At 58.9% G+C, this 16432-nt stretch carries 13 protein-coding genes, 1 tRNA gene and 1 pseudogene; 9 read left to right on the top strand and 6 right to left on the bottom strand.

Going from position 1 to position 16432, the window contains the following annotated elements; translation table 11 throughout:
* The first annotated feature begins 239 nt into the window (after window positions 1-239).
* The 4 genes and pseudogenes from lon to DRF71_RS29370 all read left to right on the top strand — a co-directional run.
* On the top strand, window positions 240-2645 hold the full coding sequence (gene lon / locus DRF71_RS06870; protein ID WP_112310049.1) for an endopeptidase La: 2406 nt from the start codon (window positions 240-242) through the stop codon (window positions 2643-2645).
* A gap of 146 nt (window positions 2646-2791) precedes the next feature.
* Entirely contained in the window at window positions 2792-3190 is a 399-nt protein-coding gene (locus DRF71_RS06865; RefSeq protein ID WP_112309696.1) for an HU family DNA-binding protein, read from the top strand.
* 12 nt (window positions 3191-3202) lie between these two features.
* Window positions 3203-3277, top strand: a tRNA-Val gene (locus tag DRF71_RS06860).
* Window positions 3278-3977: 700 nt separating this feature from the next.
* Window positions 3978-4484, top strand: a pseudogene (locus DRF71_RS29370) (transglycosylase domain-containing protein); the annotation flags it as partial.
* A gap of 624 nt (window positions 4485-5108) precedes the next feature.
* Here DRF71_RS29370 and mnmH read toward each other — a convergent pair.
* Window positions 5109-6152 (bottom strand): tRNA 2-selenouridine(34) synthase MnmH, encoded by a 1044-nt coding sequence (mnmH, locus tag DRF71_RS06845; RefSeq protein ID WP_112309693.1) that lies wholly within the window; start codon window positions 6150-6152, stop codon window positions 5109-5111.
* 192 nt (window positions 6153-6344) lie between these two features.
* Here mnmH and DRF71_RS27300 point away from each other — a divergent pair, with 192 nt between their 5' ends.
* Complete coding sequence (locus DRF71_RS27300) at window positions 6345-6668, top strand: hypothetical protein (protein WP_157970961.1); 324 nt, start codon at window positions 6345-6347, stop codon at window positions 6666-6668.
* Between the two features lie 1594 nt (window positions 6669-8262).
* Complete coding sequence (locus tag DRF71_RS06830) at window positions 8263-9618, top strand: IS1380-like element IS1247 family transposase (RefSeq protein ID WP_006473457.1); 1356 nt, start codon at window positions 8263-8265, stop codon at window positions 9616-9618.
* 259 nt (window positions 9619-9877) lie between these two features.
* On the opposite strand, the gene DRF71_RS06825 is transcribed toward DRF71_RS06830, so the two are convergent.
* On the bottom strand, window positions 9878-10423 hold the full coding sequence (locus DRF71_RS06825; protein ID WP_112309691.1) for an HNH endonuclease: 546 nt from the start codon (window positions 10421-10423) through the stop codon (window positions 9878-9880).
* A 751-nt stretch (window positions 10424-11174) separates the two neighbouring features.
* Here DRF71_RS06825 and DRF71_RS06820 point away from each other — a divergent pair.
* Window positions 11175-11654 carry a transglycosylase SLT domain-containing protein gene (locus DRF71_RS06820; protein ID WP_112309690.1) on the top strand — a complete coding sequence of 160 codons (480 nt, stop codon included), beginning with the start codon at window positions 11175-11177 and terminating at the stop codon, window positions 11652-11654.
* Window positions 11655-11685: 31 nt separating this feature from the next.
* Here the strand turns inward: DRF71_RS06820 and DRF71_RS06815 are convergent, their stop codons facing one another.
* From DRF71_RS06815 to DRF71_RS06800, 4 genes are all read right to left on the bottom strand, one after another.
* Window positions 11686-12810 carry an aminotransferase class V-fold PLP-dependent enzyme gene (locus tag DRF71_RS06815; RefSeq protein ID WP_112309689.1) on the bottom strand — a complete coding sequence of 375 codons (1125 nt, stop codon included), beginning with the start codon at window positions 12808-12810 and terminating at the stop codon, window positions 11686-11688.
* A 60-nt stretch (window positions 12811-12870) separates the two neighbouring features.
* On the bottom strand, window positions 12871-13335 hold the full coding sequence (locus tag DRF71_RS06810) for an Lrp/AsnC family transcriptional regulator (protein WP_112309688.1): 465 nt from the start codon (window positions 13333-13335) through the stop codon (window positions 12871-12873).
* A 33-nt stretch (window positions 13336-13368) separates the two neighbouring features.
* The gene (locus tag DRF71_RS06805) at window positions 13369-13872 is read right to left on the bottom strand and encodes a YbhB/YbcL family Raf kinase inhibitor-like protein (RefSeq protein WP_112310048.1); all 504 of its coding nucleotides are present in this window, start codon (window positions 13870-13872) and stop codon (window positions 13369-13371) included.
* 67 nt (window positions 13873-13939) lie between these two features.
* Complete coding sequence (locus DRF71_RS06800; protein ID WP_112309687.1) at window positions 13940-14404, bottom strand: Lrp/AsnC family transcriptional regulator; 465 nt, start codon at window positions 14402-14404, stop codon at window positions 13940-13942.
* A gap of 132 nt (window positions 14405-14536) precedes the next feature.
* On the opposite strand from DRF71_RS06800, the gene ilvC reads away from it, so the two are divergent.
* Both ilvC and DRF71_RS06790 read left to right on the top strand, forming a co-directional pair.
* A complete protein-coding gene (ilvC, locus tag DRF71_RS06795; protein ID WP_112310047.1) occupies window positions 14537-15559 on the top strand; it encodes a ketol-acid reductoisomerase in 1023 nt (340 codons plus the stop codon).
* A gap of 175 nt (window positions 15560-15734) precedes the next feature.
* A complete protein-coding gene (locus DRF71_RS06790; protein WP_112309686.1) occupies window positions 15735-16268 on the top strand; it encodes a GNAT family N-acetyltransferase in 534 nt (177 codons plus the stop codon).
* Window positions 16269-16432 lie beyond the last annotated feature (164 nt).

Genomic DNA, 16432 nt, shown 5'->3' with positions numbered 1-16432 from the left:
CGCCCGAGCGGAGCTGGCGCGATCTTCCCGCTGACTTCTCCCGGTCTCGCTCATTCTCAGACGGGGCCTCCTTTCCACTTGCAGAGAAACGTCTGCTCGCTATTCTGCCTTGCTGACCCAGCGACAGGGCGGACTTGAATTCATACTGTGGCAAACACAGATTAACAGGCAATCCGATGGAGAGGACGATGGCTGCCGATACCCGGGGCCGCACCCTCTGCCAGAATGAAGGATGAATGATGAGCGATATGAAAACCTCCACTTACCCCGTCCTGCCGCTCCGCGACATCGTGGTTTTCCCTCATATGATCGTGCCGCTTTTCGTTGGCCGGGAAAAATCGGTGCGGGCGCTGGAAGAGGTGATGCAGGATGATCGCCAGATCCTCCTGTCCAGTCAGCTTGACCCGACCGTTGACGACCCTTCACCCGAAGGGATCTACCGGACGGGCGTGCTGGCGAATGTGCTCCAGCTGCTGAAACTGCCCGATGGCACCGTCAAGGTGCTGGTGGAGGGCAAGTCGCGCGTGAAAATCACCGAATTCATCGAGAACCCGTCTTATTTCGAGGCGAGCGTCGCGCCGCTGGAAGAAGAGATCGGCGATCAGGCGGCGGTCGATGCGCTCTTGCGCGCGGTCGGAGAAGAGTTCGAACGTTACGCCAAGATCAAGAAGAACATCCCCGAAGAGGCGATGGCTGCGGTCTCTGACACCCGCGAGCCGGCGCGCCTCGCTGACCTGGTGGCCGGCCATCTGGGCGTCGATGTGGCGCAGAAACAGGATCTGCTTGAAACGCTGGTGATCGCCGAGCGGCTTGAGAAGGTTTACGGCCAGATGCAGGGCGAGCTTTCCGTCCTCCAGGTCGAGAAAAAGATCAAGACCCGGGTGAAAACCCAGATGGAGAAAACGCAGCGCGAATACTACCTGAATGAGCAGATGAAGGCCATTCAGAAGGAGCTTGGCGACGGCGAGGACGGCCAGAACGAGATTGCCGAACTGGAAGAGCGGATCCGTAAGACCCAGCTCTCGAAAGAGGCAAAGGAGAAGGCCGAAGCCGAGGTCAAAAAGCTGAAGTCGATGTCGCCGATGTCGGCCGAGGCCACTGTTGTCAGGAACTATCTCGACTGGCTCCTCGGCGTGCCATGGGGCGTGAAGTCGCGCACCAAGAAGGATCTGCCTGCCGCGCAGAAGGTGCTGGATGGTGACCATTACGGTCTGGAAAAGGTCAAGGAACGCATCGTCGAATATCTCGCCGTGCAGGCGCGGGCGACGAAGCTGAAAGGCCCGATCCTCTGCCTCGTCGGCCCGCCCGGCGTGGGGAAAACCTCGCTTGGCCGCTCGGTCGCGAAAGCCACGGGTCGTGAATTCATCCGCATCTCGCTTGGCGGTGTGCGCGACGAATCCGAGATCCGCGGTCACCGGCGGACCTATATCGGCTCGATGCCCGGCAAGATCATCCAGGCGCTGAAAAAGGCGAAAACCACCAACCCGCTGATCCTGCTCGATGAAATAGACAAGATGGGCCAGGATTTCCGGGGCGATCCGGCATCTGCGCTGCTGGAGGTGCTGGATCCGGAACAGAACGGCACCTTCGTGGACCACTATCTGGAGGTCGAATATGACCTCTCGAACGTGATGTTCATCACCACGGCGAATTCCTACAACATGCCGGGGCCGCTGTTGGACCGGATGGAGATCATCCCGCTTTCGGGTTATACCGAAGACGAGAAACGCGAGATCGCGAAGCAATATCTGCTGCCGAAGCAGATCAAGGCGAATGGTCTGAAGAAAGGCGAATTTGCGGTTCCCGATGAGACGCTGAACCATGTTATCCGCTATTACACGCGCGAGGCAGGGGTGCGGAATCTGGAACGCGAGATCGCGAAACTGGCGCGTAAAGCGGTGACCGAGATCCTGAAAGGCCAGTCGAAATCCGTCGATGTGACGCCCGCGAAATCCGAGGACTATCTCGGTGTGCAACGGTATCGCTACGGTCTGGCCGAGAAAGAGGATCAGGTCGGCGTGGTGACCGGCCTGGCCTGGACCTCCGTGGGCGGCGATCTCTTGCATATCGAGGCGCTGAAACTCCCTGGCAAGGGGCGGATGAAGACGACCGGCAAACTCGGCGATGTGATGAAGGAATCCATCGACGCGGCGTCTTCCTATGTGCGCTCGATCAGCCCGCAACTCGGCATCAAGCCGCCGAAATTCGACACTGTGGACATCCATGTCCATGTGCCGGACGGGGCGACGCCGAAGGACGGTCCCTCGGCCGGGCTTGCGATGGTGACGGCGATTGTCTCGGCGCTGACTGGTATTCCGGTCCGTAAGGATATCGCGATGACGGGCGAAGTTTCCTTGCGCGGTAATGCAATGCCGATCGGTGGATTGAAAGAGAAACTGCTCGCGGCACTTCGGGGCGGCATCCGCACGGTGTTCATCCCCGAAGAAAACGAGAAGGATCTCGCCGAGATCCCGGCCAATGTGAAAGAGGGGCTGGAGATCGTGCCGGTGACCCATGTGCGCGAGGTTCTGGCGCGCGCCCTGACCCGTCAGCCCGAGCCGGTTGACTGGGACGAGGCCGCCGAGGAAGCCGCCGCCGCCGCCCGCGCGGCTGCAGGCAGCGACCGCGCCCAGGTCGCCCATTGATCACAGCCCTGAACGGCTGAAGCAGATGCGGCGCGGCAGGCCCCCCTGCCGCGCCGTTTTGTTGGCGCGCCATGGCAATTTCAATGGCAAGCGGCAAGGCGGGCGGCTAAGCTCGGCTCAGTTGTAACATATGCGGGAAATTGGCCATGCCAGCGCGTAAAACTCCGGCGAAACCGAAGGCGAGCCCTGCGATGAAGGCGCCGGCCGCGCCGGAGGGAGAGGGGGCCGCGGACACCACGACCGCGCCGGAGGCCAGAGTGAAATCCTCGGGGATCAAGCTGAAAGAGCTGCTGGTGCGGGTCGCGGAACAGAGCGACGCTCCGAAAAAGACGCAGCGCGAAGTGTCCGAGGCGGTACTGGCCGTTCTGGGCGCCGCACTGGCCGCCGGGGAAGAGCTGAACCTGCCCGGGCTTGGCAGGCTCAAGGTGGTGAAATCGGCGGATAAAACCGGCGGGGCGGTGCTGACCGTAAAAGTGAAAAACGCTGGCCAAAAGAAAGAGGCAGGGGGCAAAGAGGCCCTTGCAGATGCCGGAGAGGATAGCTAAAAGCCCCCCATCGGGCGATTAGCTCAGCGGTAGAGCGCTTCGTTCACATCGAAGATGTCAGCGGTTCAAATCCGTTATCGCCCACCATTTTTTCGCTTGGTTTTTTCTAGTAAAACAAAGCGCTTAGAAAAGAAGGCCCGCCTCCATGTATGGTAAGGCGGGTCTTTTTGTATGGTAATGTATGATGGACTCCGGCGCGCTGGCGCGTGTCGGAATCTGAACGATTCGTCAAAAAAATTGAAATTTTTTAGGGGCGGAATCGATGGCCTGGTCAGATTTTGCTCTAGGGGCTTCTCGTGGCGGCAGATGCACCATAGTGTGTTTGCAACGACATTGCCGGTGGCGACTGTACGGTCGTAGCAAAGAGTGAGCTGCCCCGTGGATGGGGCCCTTCAGAAAGCAACGGCGTTAGATTGCGCCTTCTTTAGTTCGTCGTGGGCGTCGTCACCATGACTTCCTGCTATCGACCTTGCATATTGAAGTGAAGGAGTTATTTTTGTGAGGAATTCGTAAATTCAGTAGTCGAGACTAGGTCAATACTCATATGAGGTGCGTGATTGAGATTGCGTGAAAGCAGTATTCGCGGTCCAATCGTAAAATTGGGAATTAAAAATTTCCTTATTTCCCTCAATGTGAATATAGATAACATAAAAATAGATATTTCTGACAGTATCGATAATTCTTGGTCTTGTGGTCACTCCATATCGGCCTTCGATGTCGATTTGACAAACTTTGAAGTTGCAACGTTATGTTTGGAGGGCAGGCGATTTTTTAGCATAAAGGATTCGAGTTTCGATCAAGAATAAGGGCAATTCGCCGCCTGATTTTTCGCGGGAAGATAAGCGGAATTAGCACGATTGATCAGCAGGTGGTAAGGATATCACTTGGAAGATATGAGCGTACAGTTTCGCGAAAACTTCGTGAAATTATTCTTGCGATTTTATTGGGAATGCATGTTTCGAAGAAAAGTACTTTTAATTACTATATTCATAATGCATACTTGGGGTATCGTATTGAGGGTTGCGAAATTTCGGCTCTTAAGATATTTAATTTGAATGCATCACGCCTTAACAAGGTTCAAGCTGCGTTTGTAGCATCACTATTCCCACTTCCATTTCCAAAGGCTGTGTGGAAGGCCTATGAGTCATCTAGGGGGTATCCGGCAAGTGATCCTATGGAAATAATTGAAATTGCAAGAGTTATCGCTCCAGGATGGGCGTCAAGGGTAAGCTATCGGATGGGGATTGCTATTGAGGGTTATGATCGAATACCCAAGAGCCGTTGGATGAGATAGGTTTTTGATATTAAGTCAATCCGACCTGCATAAATATTATCATAAAGTGCAAATCTTCCTGCTTTTCTTCGGCTGTCATTGTGTCGAGGGTAGTTAAGAAATTATAGGCGGAGCGCCTCGTAACGCTGAGTTTTCTGGAAGCTTGTTTGTGTTCCGGCAGATCTTTGGAGCTGAGGTTTTCCTTCCCCAGTCTGTCAGTTCTCAATATGATATCGCTAACTTCCTGAATTATTCTATGGATGGTGTTCTCGAATTCGAGCATTTTATTTTGACCAAAATGGTGAAATATTTTCGACTTAAATGATGAGAATGAGTACATTCATTGCTGTACCGAATCGCTATAAATTTTTCGCGATTCATCATTGTTCGTTTTTCGATTTACTTGTGATAAAAATACTTCAATGGTGGATATTCTTTTGTCTGCGGCTTCGGAAAGTGATGATATAATCGCCATGCATGCTTCGTACTCTTTTTGTCTTATTTATTCCTTTTTTGTATGCTTCCACGCTCTTTGCTGCAAGAAATATCCAACAAGTGCGACGACAAGCCCAATAAGAACCGTTTGAGGTATCATCTGCATTCCTTCGAGGCCGGTTGAGTATGGTTACGATGCGCCTGTACCGTCTACGCGCGCAGCACTTCCGCAGTCAGCCGGTCTGCTGCTGAAATCAGCCTGGCCGCATCGAGGTTTTCAGTAAAGACGACCTGACGGGAAATACCGCTTCGAGCCCGGTGCTTCGCATAGCGAGGATCGTAATGGGCTAAGATCAGAGATTCAGCGAGAGAAACATAATCCGAGCGCGCAGCCATGATATGCCATTCGGCAATATGTTCCGCCGAATGAAATGGACGCAGCTGATCTATTGTCATTGCCAGCCTGTCGGGGGCGGCCGTCAGCTCGGCATAGGTGCGGGCAAGATAGCGGGCGCGCTCATCTGCCGGAGCCTGCACCTCGATCCTCGCCGCGCCGCACATCGCTTTCCAGAGCCGTGCCGGAATCTGGCACTGGCCGATGGCCGAGCTTTCCGCCTCGATCACCACCGGGCGCGTGGGGTCCAGATCCGCCAGAACCTGCGCGAGCCTGCCCTCGAACATCCTCTGCGATGGTTGCGGCCCCCGGTTGCCGAAGAGCGATCCCCTGTGGTTCGCAAGCCCCTCAAGATCGATGATCTGAATGCCACGCACCGCAAGAAGGTGAAGAAGCTCTGTCTTGGCGGAGCCGGTATTGCCATCGAGCAGGATAACACGCGCCGGAGGATCCGCTTCCAGCGTTCTGACAACCAGTCCGCGCCATGATTTATAGCCGCCGTGAACAATCTCGGCCCGCCAGCCGATCTGAGACAGGATCGTGGCCATGGAACCCGAACGCTGTCCGCCCCTCCAGCAATATATCAGGGGCCGCCAGCCGCCCGGTTTGTCGGCAAGTGGCCCCTCAAGATGCCCCGCGACATTGCGCGAAATCAGCGCAGCCCCCAGTTTGCGCGCATCAAAGGGCGATATCTGCTTATAGATGGTGCCGACACGGGCACGTTCCTCATCATCCAGGACAGGCAAATTGACCGCACCCGGCAGATGATCGGCGGCAAACTCTGACGGCGACCGCACATCGATGATGTCATCGAAGCGCGCCTCTGCCAGATCACGAAGTGAGATGAGTGTAACAGCCATGAGGCTTGGGTAATCCAGATGCCGTGCTTGGCCAAGAGCTGCTTTGAACTACTCGTCCCACTCTAACCCATTTCCAGCAGCCGCCCTGCGATGCCGTCGATCCGTTGCCTTTTCGCTGTGTATCGGCGAGCAATTTTGACCCCCTGATGTTTCGTCAGACCGTTCGCGGCGCGCCTTCGCTGGTCTTGGCTGTTGCGCCCCGTAGTCGTCTGCCGCCGTCATAATGCTGTTCTTGCCGAATTGCATGTCCCCGACCAGGTCAAGGCGTTCGACCTGCTCAAACTGATGGCCGATCATAACTTTCGGCTGTCAGATGCCTTCGAGCCGGGGAGATATCGCCCGTCGAGCGCTGGCCTGGTCCTGGCCGAACTCACCGGCACCAATGCGCGTGATATCGCAACCAACACCATGGCAGCGCTGCCCGGTGACATGTTTCAACTGTGCGGCGAACAGCTCGGCCTTCCCGTCGTGCGGCGCACGTTCGTTCGCTTCTGGGCAAGGTCTCAAGAAAAGTGAAAGAGAGCTGCTCTCGTGACATTCAGTCACTCGCAGACCGGACCTGGAACCTAAAGACCACGCTTTACTACAAGGGCAGCGGCCGCATTCCTTGGCGACGATTACCTCGCGAAGCGGAATACACGGCTTGCTACGTGGGTGTAAGCTTTTACAGGGAGGTCGGCGGGCAGCAGCTCTTCACAAGTGCTGCACAAATGTTCGATGAGCGTGGTCGAGGCTTCATCCTAAAGGGAAAGCGTGCCCACACCGAGAGCCGAGGCCGCCACTCCTATATGACCCAAGAAGATGCTCGTAGTTTGGTCGAGAGCGTTCTTTCGGCTTACAGAGCACATCATAGAGCAACGCCAGCCCGCGTTGTGGTGATGAAGACATCGCGTTTTCGCGAGGAGGAGGCAGATGGCATTTTTGAGGCTTTAGACGCCGAAGGCATTGAATTCCGAGATCTTGTGTGGGTGCAAGAACCCTATGACGTTCGCGTTCTCCGCTATGGCGATTACCCGGTTATGAGAGGAACCTACGTTGAGATTGGAAAAAATGGAATTCTTTATATGACTGGCAGCATACTATATTATGGAACCTGCCCAGGAGCATACGACCCGAACCCACTTCTAATTTGCCTCCACCCAGGCGGAGACAGCACGATAGAGCAGTTGGCGGAGGAAATTTTTCGTTAAAAAATAAACTGGAACTCAACCCAGATGAACCAGCACCTACCAATTCCCATTAGGGCGGCACGTTCGGTTGGTGCGGTGCTGAAGCACCTGAATGAGGGTGAATCGGTGAGCAACGATTACCGTCGATACCTATGATTCATATCCATCGGTGGATTTTTATCCAATCCTGTTAATTTTAATATTTTTCAGCGGATCAATCCGAAAAATAGAGAGTATGATCAGAGTTGTCGATAAGCATTTCGGCGGCATCATCGCAGAGCTCGTTGACGGGGAAATCTGCCCCCGACTTGGGTATAACCATATAAATAAGTGCCACCTTCACCGTCCGCTTGGCAATGCGGACGCCTTGGCCTTGAAGCATTCAATAACCGGACGGTGTGAATCGAACTGTTGGAAGAACTTACTCCATGTCGCGTCTGCGGCACCAGCAGCAGTGAGCAGCATGTCCTTCCGCTCGATGATGCCGTCATCGATAAGCGCGGTGATGCCTCGTGTTGACCAGCATGGACGGTGACGATCGTGCCGTAGATGAGGTCATCTTTGATTAGGACTGCTTCGTGCAGATCGCAATCTTCGTCGAGGGTCCGGGCGACGAAGCCGAGGGAACCGACATTCTTGAAGGCGCTAACAACCCGCCTACGCATGTCCCCTACAGGTTGTAGCATCGGCTGAGTCAGGCAGTGGGAGCCAAGCGGTTACGCTTCACTTCCTTCCCTTACATTTCGCTGCGAACCTTAAATAGGTATATCTTTTGCCGAAAACCGGCAAAATGTGAATCCGATGCGTCATTTCATGCACCACAAACCCCGCTTTGGTGAGATTTATGCCCACATTTCCCAAGTAAGGCGCTGATTTCGCTGTCCTGACCATTATATTTCCTATATAAAACATGGTGTTGAAGGCTGCGAGGGGCGCGTTTCATGGATCACCCAGAGGGTGCGGGCTTGCAACGGGCAGATCGGGTGGATTTCGACCCTCGCGTGCGGCTGGAATTTCGCGGCACGCAGCTCAGTTCCGACGGCGGCCTTCTGGTGATGCGCGAGCTTGATGACGCGCTCGGGTTGTCCGATTTGGCGTCAGCGGCGCTGCGCGATACTCGCTCTGGCAAGAACACGGTCCATCGGCTCGACGGCCTGTTCCGGCAATCAGTCTTTGGGCGGCTGGCCGGATACGAGGATGTCAACGACGCCAACCGTCTCGCCTGCGATCCGGTCATGCGCCAAGTTGTCGGCGGCAGAGCGGTCGATGCACAAGCGGCCTCGGCATCGCAGATGGGACGGTTCGAGACCGAGACGCTGGCTCTGGCCGGGAACCGTGCCGCGCTGGCCGACCTGAACGGGCAATGGATCGACCGGTTCCATGACCGTAACGGGCTGAAGTACATCGTTCTGGACATGGACAGCTCGGTCAGCCCGACCCATGGCGACCAGGAAGGGTCTGCCTGGAATGGCCATTTCGACTGTAGCTGCTATCACCCCAACTTTCTGTTCAACCAGTTCGGGATGCTGGAACGCTGCGCCCTGCGCCATGGCAACGTCCACAGCGCCGATGGCTGGCGTGATGTTCTCGACCCCGTCATTGCGCGCTACGCGGAGCGCGACCTTGGTGGCAGGTTCTTCCGGGCCGATGCTGCCTACGCGATCCCGGCGATCTATGAGCGATTGGAAGAAGCGCGGTTCTTCTACGCCATCCGGCTGCCCGCAAACGCGGTCCTCAAGGACAAGATCGCGCATCGGCTAACGCGCCCTGTCGGGCGGCCGTCACTGACCAAGGTCAAGCGGTTCTTCGAGGAATTCGAGTATCAGGCGGCGTCCTGGGACAAGGAACGCCGGGTGATCGCCAAGATCGAATGGCATCCGGGCGAACTGTTCCCGCGTGTCGGCTTCATCGTCACCAACCTGCCGATGGAGCCGGACTGGGTGGTGCGGTTCTACAACCAGCGCGGCACCGCCGAGCAGCACATCAAAGAGGGCAAATACGCCTTTCGCTGGACGCGGCTGTCGTGCCGGAAGTTCCGCGACAATGAGGTGCGGCTGCAACTGCACGCCCTGGCGTACAACCTGGCCACCTTCTTGCGCTGCATCGAGCTGCCCGAGGCCATGGCCGACTGGTCGTTGACCAGCCTGCAACTGAAGCTGATCAAGATCGGGGCACGTGTGGTCCGTCACGCCCGCACCATCACCTTCCAGCTGGCCGAGGTCGCTGTCACCGGCACGATGGTACGCGCCATCCTCGCCGCTATCCGCCGATTGCGAGCGCCACCGCTATGCGCATGATCGCGATCCACGCTCAAACTGAACGAAAGCGGCTGGACAGATCTGTCCGCTGCGCTGAAAAACGCCGCCCCTGGGCAAGGAAACAGCGGCTTCGCGGTCTGATCCGTCCAGATCCAGCAGTCTGCGCGACCGCAGGTGCCGCTTGCGGCAGAAAATCCTTGTCTAGCGCTCGGATACAGGCGATCTTCACCTCAAACGACACGCCACTTGGGGAATGCAGGTTATGGTGTGTTTTACAAAACATCCACGGGAGCGCCGGTCAGCTTTCCAGCTCGCTGTCCCAATAGAGGAAGTCGAGCCAGCTGTGATGCACGTCCGATTGCGGGTAGCGGGGGGCGGCCATGACCAGTTCGCGGCGGGTGGGAGTGTAAGGCGGGCGCAGGAGCTTCATCCCGGCCTCGGAGGGGGTGCGGTTCGCCTTGCGATGGTTGCAGGGGGCGCAGGCGGCGACGATATTCTCCCAGGATGACTTGCCGCCGCGAGACCTCGGTTGAACATGGTCGAAGGTCAGCGCGTCCGAGGAAAACCGCCGGCCGCAATACTGGCAGAGCCATTTATCGCGGCAATAGATGTTGAAGCGGGTAAAGGCCGGCCAGCCATCCAGCCGCTGATATTGCTTCAGCGCCACCACGCTCGGCACCCGCATCGTCACGCTGGGAGAGCGCACCACCTGGTCATATTCGGCCACAAGGCTAACCCGGTTCAGGATGATGGCCGTCACCGCATCCTTCCAGTGCCAGGAGGAGGGCGGATTGCACGAAAGCGGGCGGAAATCCGAATTCAGGACAAGGGTTTGTATCGCCATCTTTTGCTACTCTCTGACATCCGGCCGGAGCCTCGCTGTCCGGACGGAACAAGTGCCAGCAATGCCGGCGGTGGCAGGATTGCCGGCATTGCCGGCTGTGGTACGAATGCCGGCATTGCCGGCTGTGGTACGAATGCCGGCATTGCCAGCGGTGGTAAGAATGCCGGCATTGCCGGCGGGAGAAAAAGAAAAAGGCGCGTGACCTGCACGCGCCCTGATATATCGGGGAAAGGATCGGTGGCTGCTCCGGCTCTGCCGGCTGCCATCGGGTTGCGGCCAGCTCTGGCCCGGATATTGCGGCACAGTGCCAGGGCACGGGCGGAAAGCCGCAGGGAACACGGGCGCCGCCGGAGAACCGGCCTGTGCCACGAACTGAGCTCTGCTTCTGCCTTCCATCTCCGTCGGCTCCTGCCTTCAGCTGGTCTGGCCGCACCGCATTTGGCCCGGTCGGTCCGGCGGGGAAGGGCAGGGCCTGAAGACAGGCATTCCGCTATCCTCCCACGGTTCCGGACGAGCCGACTATATATGGGCGCGACCCCTGTGCAACCCCCTGGTGACTGTAAGGCCACCATGGGGTCCCCCCTTCCTGGCGGCTGAGTGAAACATGGACATGACAATGGGGGCGGGCGGCACTCTGCCGGTCCTGATGCGGGCCCCGGGCGGCCTCTTGCCGGAAGCGGGGCCAGGGCTTACACCCGCGCGAAAGCTGCCGGGTCTTCGCCCGGCGCCCCCCTTGCCAAAGGCCCCCAGGATGCGACCGGATCGCCGCGCTTTGCTTGCCCTTGCCCTTGTCGCGCCGTTGGGCCTTGCCGCCTGTGGGCGCCGCAAACCCGCCCAGGCCGAGCCGCCGCCCGCGCAGGGGCTGAATGCGGGTGAGACGCCCGAGATGCGGGCGCTGATCCGCAAATATGCCGCGATCCACGAAATCCCCGAAAGCCTTTTGCACCGGATGATCAAGCGCGAAAGCGGCTATAATCCGGCGGCGCGCAACGGGCCCTATTACGGGCTGTTGCAGATCCATCCGCAGACGGCAAAGACCATGGGCTACAGAGGCGCGCCCGAGGGGCTGCTGAATGCCGAGACCAATCTGCAATATGCCGGAAAATATCTGCGCGGCGCCTGGATGGTCTCGGATGGCAGCCAGGACCGGGCCGAGATGTGGTATGCCAAGGGCTATTATTACGAGGCCAAACGGCGCGGTCTGCTGCGTGAGACCGGGCTGAAAAGCTGAAAAAAAGGGGGCCTTGCGGCCCCCTGATCCGTCAGATCACCTTGTCCAGTGCGCGGGTCAGCCGCGCCACCGTGCCGTCGACATCCTTCAGCTTGTCGAGGCCGAAAAGCCCGAGGCGGAAGCTGCGGAAGGCCTCGCCCTCATTGATCTGCAGGGGCACACCGGCGGCGATCTGCACGCCCTCGGCGCGGAATTTGGCGCCGTTCTGGATGGCCGGATCCTCGGTATAGCTGACCACCACGCCGGGGGCCGCATAGCCATCGGCCGCGACCGAGCGGATGCCGCGCGCGGCCAGCCCGGCGCGGACCTTGCGCCCAAGCTCCCATTGCGCCTCTTTCGCGGCGGCGTAACCCATGTCGCGGGTCTCCTTCATCGCATCGCGGAAGGCGAGGATCGCATCGGTGGGCATGGTGGCGTGATAGGCATGGCCGCCATCCTCATAGGCTTTCATAATCGCGCGCCATTTCTTAAGATCCAGCGCGAAGCTGTTGGAATCGCTGGTGGCCAGCCGTTCCTCGCCGCGCGGGCCCAGCACCACGATCCCGGCGGCGGGCGAGGAGGACCAGCCCTTTTGCGGCGCCGAGATCAGCACATCGACATTCAGTGCCGCCATATCGACCCAGATCGTGCCCGAGGCGATGCAATCGAGCACAAAGAGCGCGCCCACCTCGCGCGCGGCCTCGCCGATCTGCCGGATATAGTCATCGGGCAGGATGATCCCGGAGGCGGTTTCAACATGCGGGGCAAAGACCGCATCGGGGCGCATCTCGCGGATTTTCGCGGCGACTTCCTCGACCGGCGGCGGCGCGAAGGGAGAGGTCGCGCCATTCCCGGCAGCCCGTGCCATCGCAACCTGCACCTCCTGCGCGAAGCCGCCCATGTCGAAAATCTGGCTCCAGCGGAAGGAGAAGAAACCATTCCTGATCACCAGCGCCCGGCCGCGCCCGAATTGCCGGGCAACCGATTCCATCGCATAGGTGCCGCCGCCCGGCACCAGCGCCACCGCCGAGCCGTTATAGACCTCGCCAAGCCAGGTCGAGACATCGCGCATCACCTGCCGGAACCGCGCCGACATATGGTTCAGCGAGCGGTCGGTGAAAACGACCGAGAATTCCTCAAGGCCCTCGGGGTCGATATGGTCATGCGGCAGTTTCATGGCTTTCCTCCTGTGGCAGGGCGACGCTAGCGCTGCGCGCCGGGCTTAGCCAGTGCAGAGTTAGCCGAAAGGGCCGGGCCGACGCTCCTCGGTCAGGACCACATTGGCCTCGACATTGCCGACGCCGGGCAGCGTCATCACCCGGCGTCTGAGCACACGTTCGAAATCCGCCAGATCGCGGGCGACGACGCGCAGGCGGTAATCAAAAAGGCCCAGCACATGCTGCACCATCTGTACTTCGGGGATGGCGGTGGCGGCGCGTTCGAAATCTTCCAGGCTGACGCGGCCCCTGGTTGCCAGTTTGATGCCCAGAAACACCGTCACGCCAAAGCCGAGGCTGGCGCGGTCGACCTCGACCCGGCGGCCTTTGATCACCCCGGCCTCTTCCAGCCGCCGGATCCGTCGCCAGGTGGCGGGCTGCGACAGACCGAGCCGTCGCCCGATCTCACCCGCGCCACTGGTCGCGTCGCCCACCAGTTCGCGCAGGATGGCGCGGTCACTGTCGTCGAGTTCTGCTGCCGCCATGCCGCTTTCTTTCCCGAAACGCCGCCCAGGGCCTCAGTAGCGCCCGATGCCGATGGTCACGCTTTCAAGCGCTTTGCCTTTGGCATCCAGCGCCGTCACATCGACGGTATAGCTGTGACCCTTGCCGCCGGAACAGGGCGGAAGATATCCGGGCGAGGCGTATTTCCCTTTGGATTTTGCCTTTTTTACCACCGTCGCACCGCCCGGGAGTTTTTTCGTCATCCCCGGCACCGAGGGAAGGCTGGCCTGTTTTCCCGAGACGGCAAAGCCGATCTGCCCATGCCCGCCGCCCTTTGACAGCGGCTTGTAGCTCTGATCGTTGAAGGAAAGCACCACCATCGCAGCTCCCTCCGGCAGCCCGCTTACCTGCATCGGCGGGGTGCCGCCCTTGCCGCCATCAAGCGCGCATTGCTGCCCGGCGGGGACGGATTTGCCATCCCAGGGCGCGCCGAGCTTTACCCCGATCTTTGCCGCGGCGATGCCAGGGATCTGAAGCGCAAGGGCACAAAGCGCGATGCGAAGGGCGGATCCGAGCATAAAGGTCTCCTGTTTCAAAATGTCATTCTGTGGGGGATCGGGTTAAGCCTGTGTGAAGAATGATGCATTACAGCGGCAATGCGCTGTCATCCTTGATGGTAGAAATCAGCATCAGCGCATCAACTTCTGAAATATGGGGCAGGGCAAGGATTTTTTCCCGGTAAACCTCGGTCCAGTGCAGCATGTCGCGCGCGATCACGTTCAGCCGCACATCGACACGGCCAAGGAAGGTCTCGATCGCCAGCACCTCTGGCACGGCGCGGGCGGCCTCTGTGAAATCGTCAAAGGCGCGCGGATCGGTCTTGTCGAGGGTGAAGCGCAGGGACACTTCCACCTCATAGCCAAGCGCGCGCCAGTCGATCACCAGCGTCTCACCGCGCAGGATGCCGGCCTCGCGCAACCGCTCCACCCGGCGCCAGAGCGTTGCCTGCGTCACGCCGGCGCGCGTCGCCAGCTCGGCCCGGGCAAGATCGGGCTCGGCCAGCCAATGGCGCAGGATGCGGCGGTCGGTATCGTCAAGTGTCACAGTCATCGCATGATCATTTCACATATTGGTAAAATTGAGAATGAAAATATTCATCCAGCATTGATCGGGGTGAATTTTGAACGCGGCCTGCAAAAAATATTCCTATTCTGCCGCCATCTTCAGCAAGGGAGTGCTGTTATGCGCGTTTACTATGATCGCGACTGCGATGTGAACCTGATCAAGAACCTGAAAGTGGCGATCCTCGGCTATGGCAGCCAGGGCCATGCCCATGCGCTGAACCTGCGCGATTCGGGTGCGAAAAACCTTGTCGTCGCGCTGCGTGACGGCTCGCCCTCGGCCAGGAAAGCCGAAGGCGAAGGCCTCAAGGTCATGGGCATTGCCGAAGCGGCTGCCTGGGCTGACGTCATCATGTTCACCATGCCCGACGAGCTGCAGGCTGAAACCTACAAGAAATACGTTCACGAGAATATCCGTGAAGGCGCGGCGATTGCCTTCGCCCATGGTCTGAACGTGCATTTCGGCCTGATCGAGCCGAAAGCCGGCGTTGACGTCATTATGATGGCGCCGAAAGGCCCGGGCCATACCGTGCGCGGCGAGTACACCAAAGGCGGCGGCGTGCCCTGCCTCGTGGCCGTTCACACCAACGCATCGGGCAAGGCGCTGGAAATCGGCCTGTCCTATTGCTCGGCCATCGGTGGCGGTCGTTCGGGCGTGATCGAGACCAACTTCCGCGAAGAATGCGAAACCGACCTGTTCGGCGAGCAGGCCGTGCTCTGCGGCGGTCTGGTCGAGCTGATCCGTTGCGGGTTCGAGACCCTCGTGGAAGCCGGCTACGCGCCGGAAATGGCCTATTTCGAGTGCCTGCACGAAGTGAAGCTGATCGTCGACCTGATCTATGAAGGCGGCATCGCCAATATGGATTACTCGATCTCGAACACCGCAGAATACGGCCAATACGTCACCGGCCCGCGCATTCTGAAATATGACGAGACCAAGGCCCGCATGAAAGAAGTGCTGGCAGACATTCAGCAAGGCAAGTTCGTTCGCGACTTCATGCTGGAAAATGCCGTTGGGCAGCCGACGCTGAAAGCCTCGCGCCGCGCCAATGACGAGCATCAGATCGAGAAGGTCGGTGCGAAATTGCGCGAGATGATGCCCTGGATCTCCAAGGGCAAAATGGTCGACAAGGCCCGCAACTGATCGCAGACCAAAGGGGCGCCGGAGAGATCCGGCGCCCTTTTTCTTTCGGACGGGAGCGCCTTGCCGCCACCGATCAGGCCCGCCACCGCATCGGTGGCCGAGGATATACTGGCATTGTGCCGTCTGACGATGGCAGAGCATCTGGCCCGCCAGCCCCTGGGCCTTTGCGCTCGATATGTATGAAACCAGCTTTGTTCCGGGGATCTTGCGCAGTTTCCTGGGTGAAGAGGGCAATGACCTGGCCGAAAGCCGCGAGATCCTGGCCGCCTTTGATGAGGACCGCTTTCCCGGCTATATCTGGTTTCGTGCCAGCTCACATCGCGGGGCCAGGGCTGAAATTGTGATCTGTGATATTGCGGTGATGCCTGAGTTTCGCGGGCAGGGAATCGGTCGCGTCCTGGTGCAAAGCGTGGTGGATCTGGCCGGGGCGAAGGATACAACCAATCTGACCGCGGATGTCTGGGCCGGAAATATCGCATTGGCGCGGCTGTTCGCAGGGCTGGGCTTTGAGGTGCAGTCCGAGACGTTCCGTCTCGGGCCGGATTGGCCGCTGCCGCCTTTGGTGTCAGACGGGAGGAGCGCGGGAATGCAGGATGGTTTTCCGGGCCACCTTCTTCCGGAATGGTGGGCCGCCGCCCCTCCGCCGGGGGATATCGCCTTTATCGTGACCTTTATCCTGTTGGCCGCGCTCTTTGTGTTGACGCGGTGATCATGGCCATAGGGTCGGATTGCCCGAGCCTGCCGGAGCCTGCCTGTGCCTGCCTGCGGCGGATCGGGGGCGAGCCATGCGCGCCGCGCAACCCGGACAGTCACCTGCGCTTTGCGCCTTTAACAGATGTTGACAAACCGTTACCGCCACCACCTGGCGCGGAT

Source organism: Pseudogemmobacter bohemicus, assembly GCF_003290025.1.
Classification (GTDB): domain Bacteria; phylum Pseudomonadota; class Alphaproteobacteria; order Rhodobacterales; family Rhodobacteraceae; genus Pseudogemmobacter; species Pseudogemmobacter bohemicus.
Note: the sequence above shows the minus strand (reverse complement) of the source record. Positions and strands in the feature narration are given on the sequence as shown.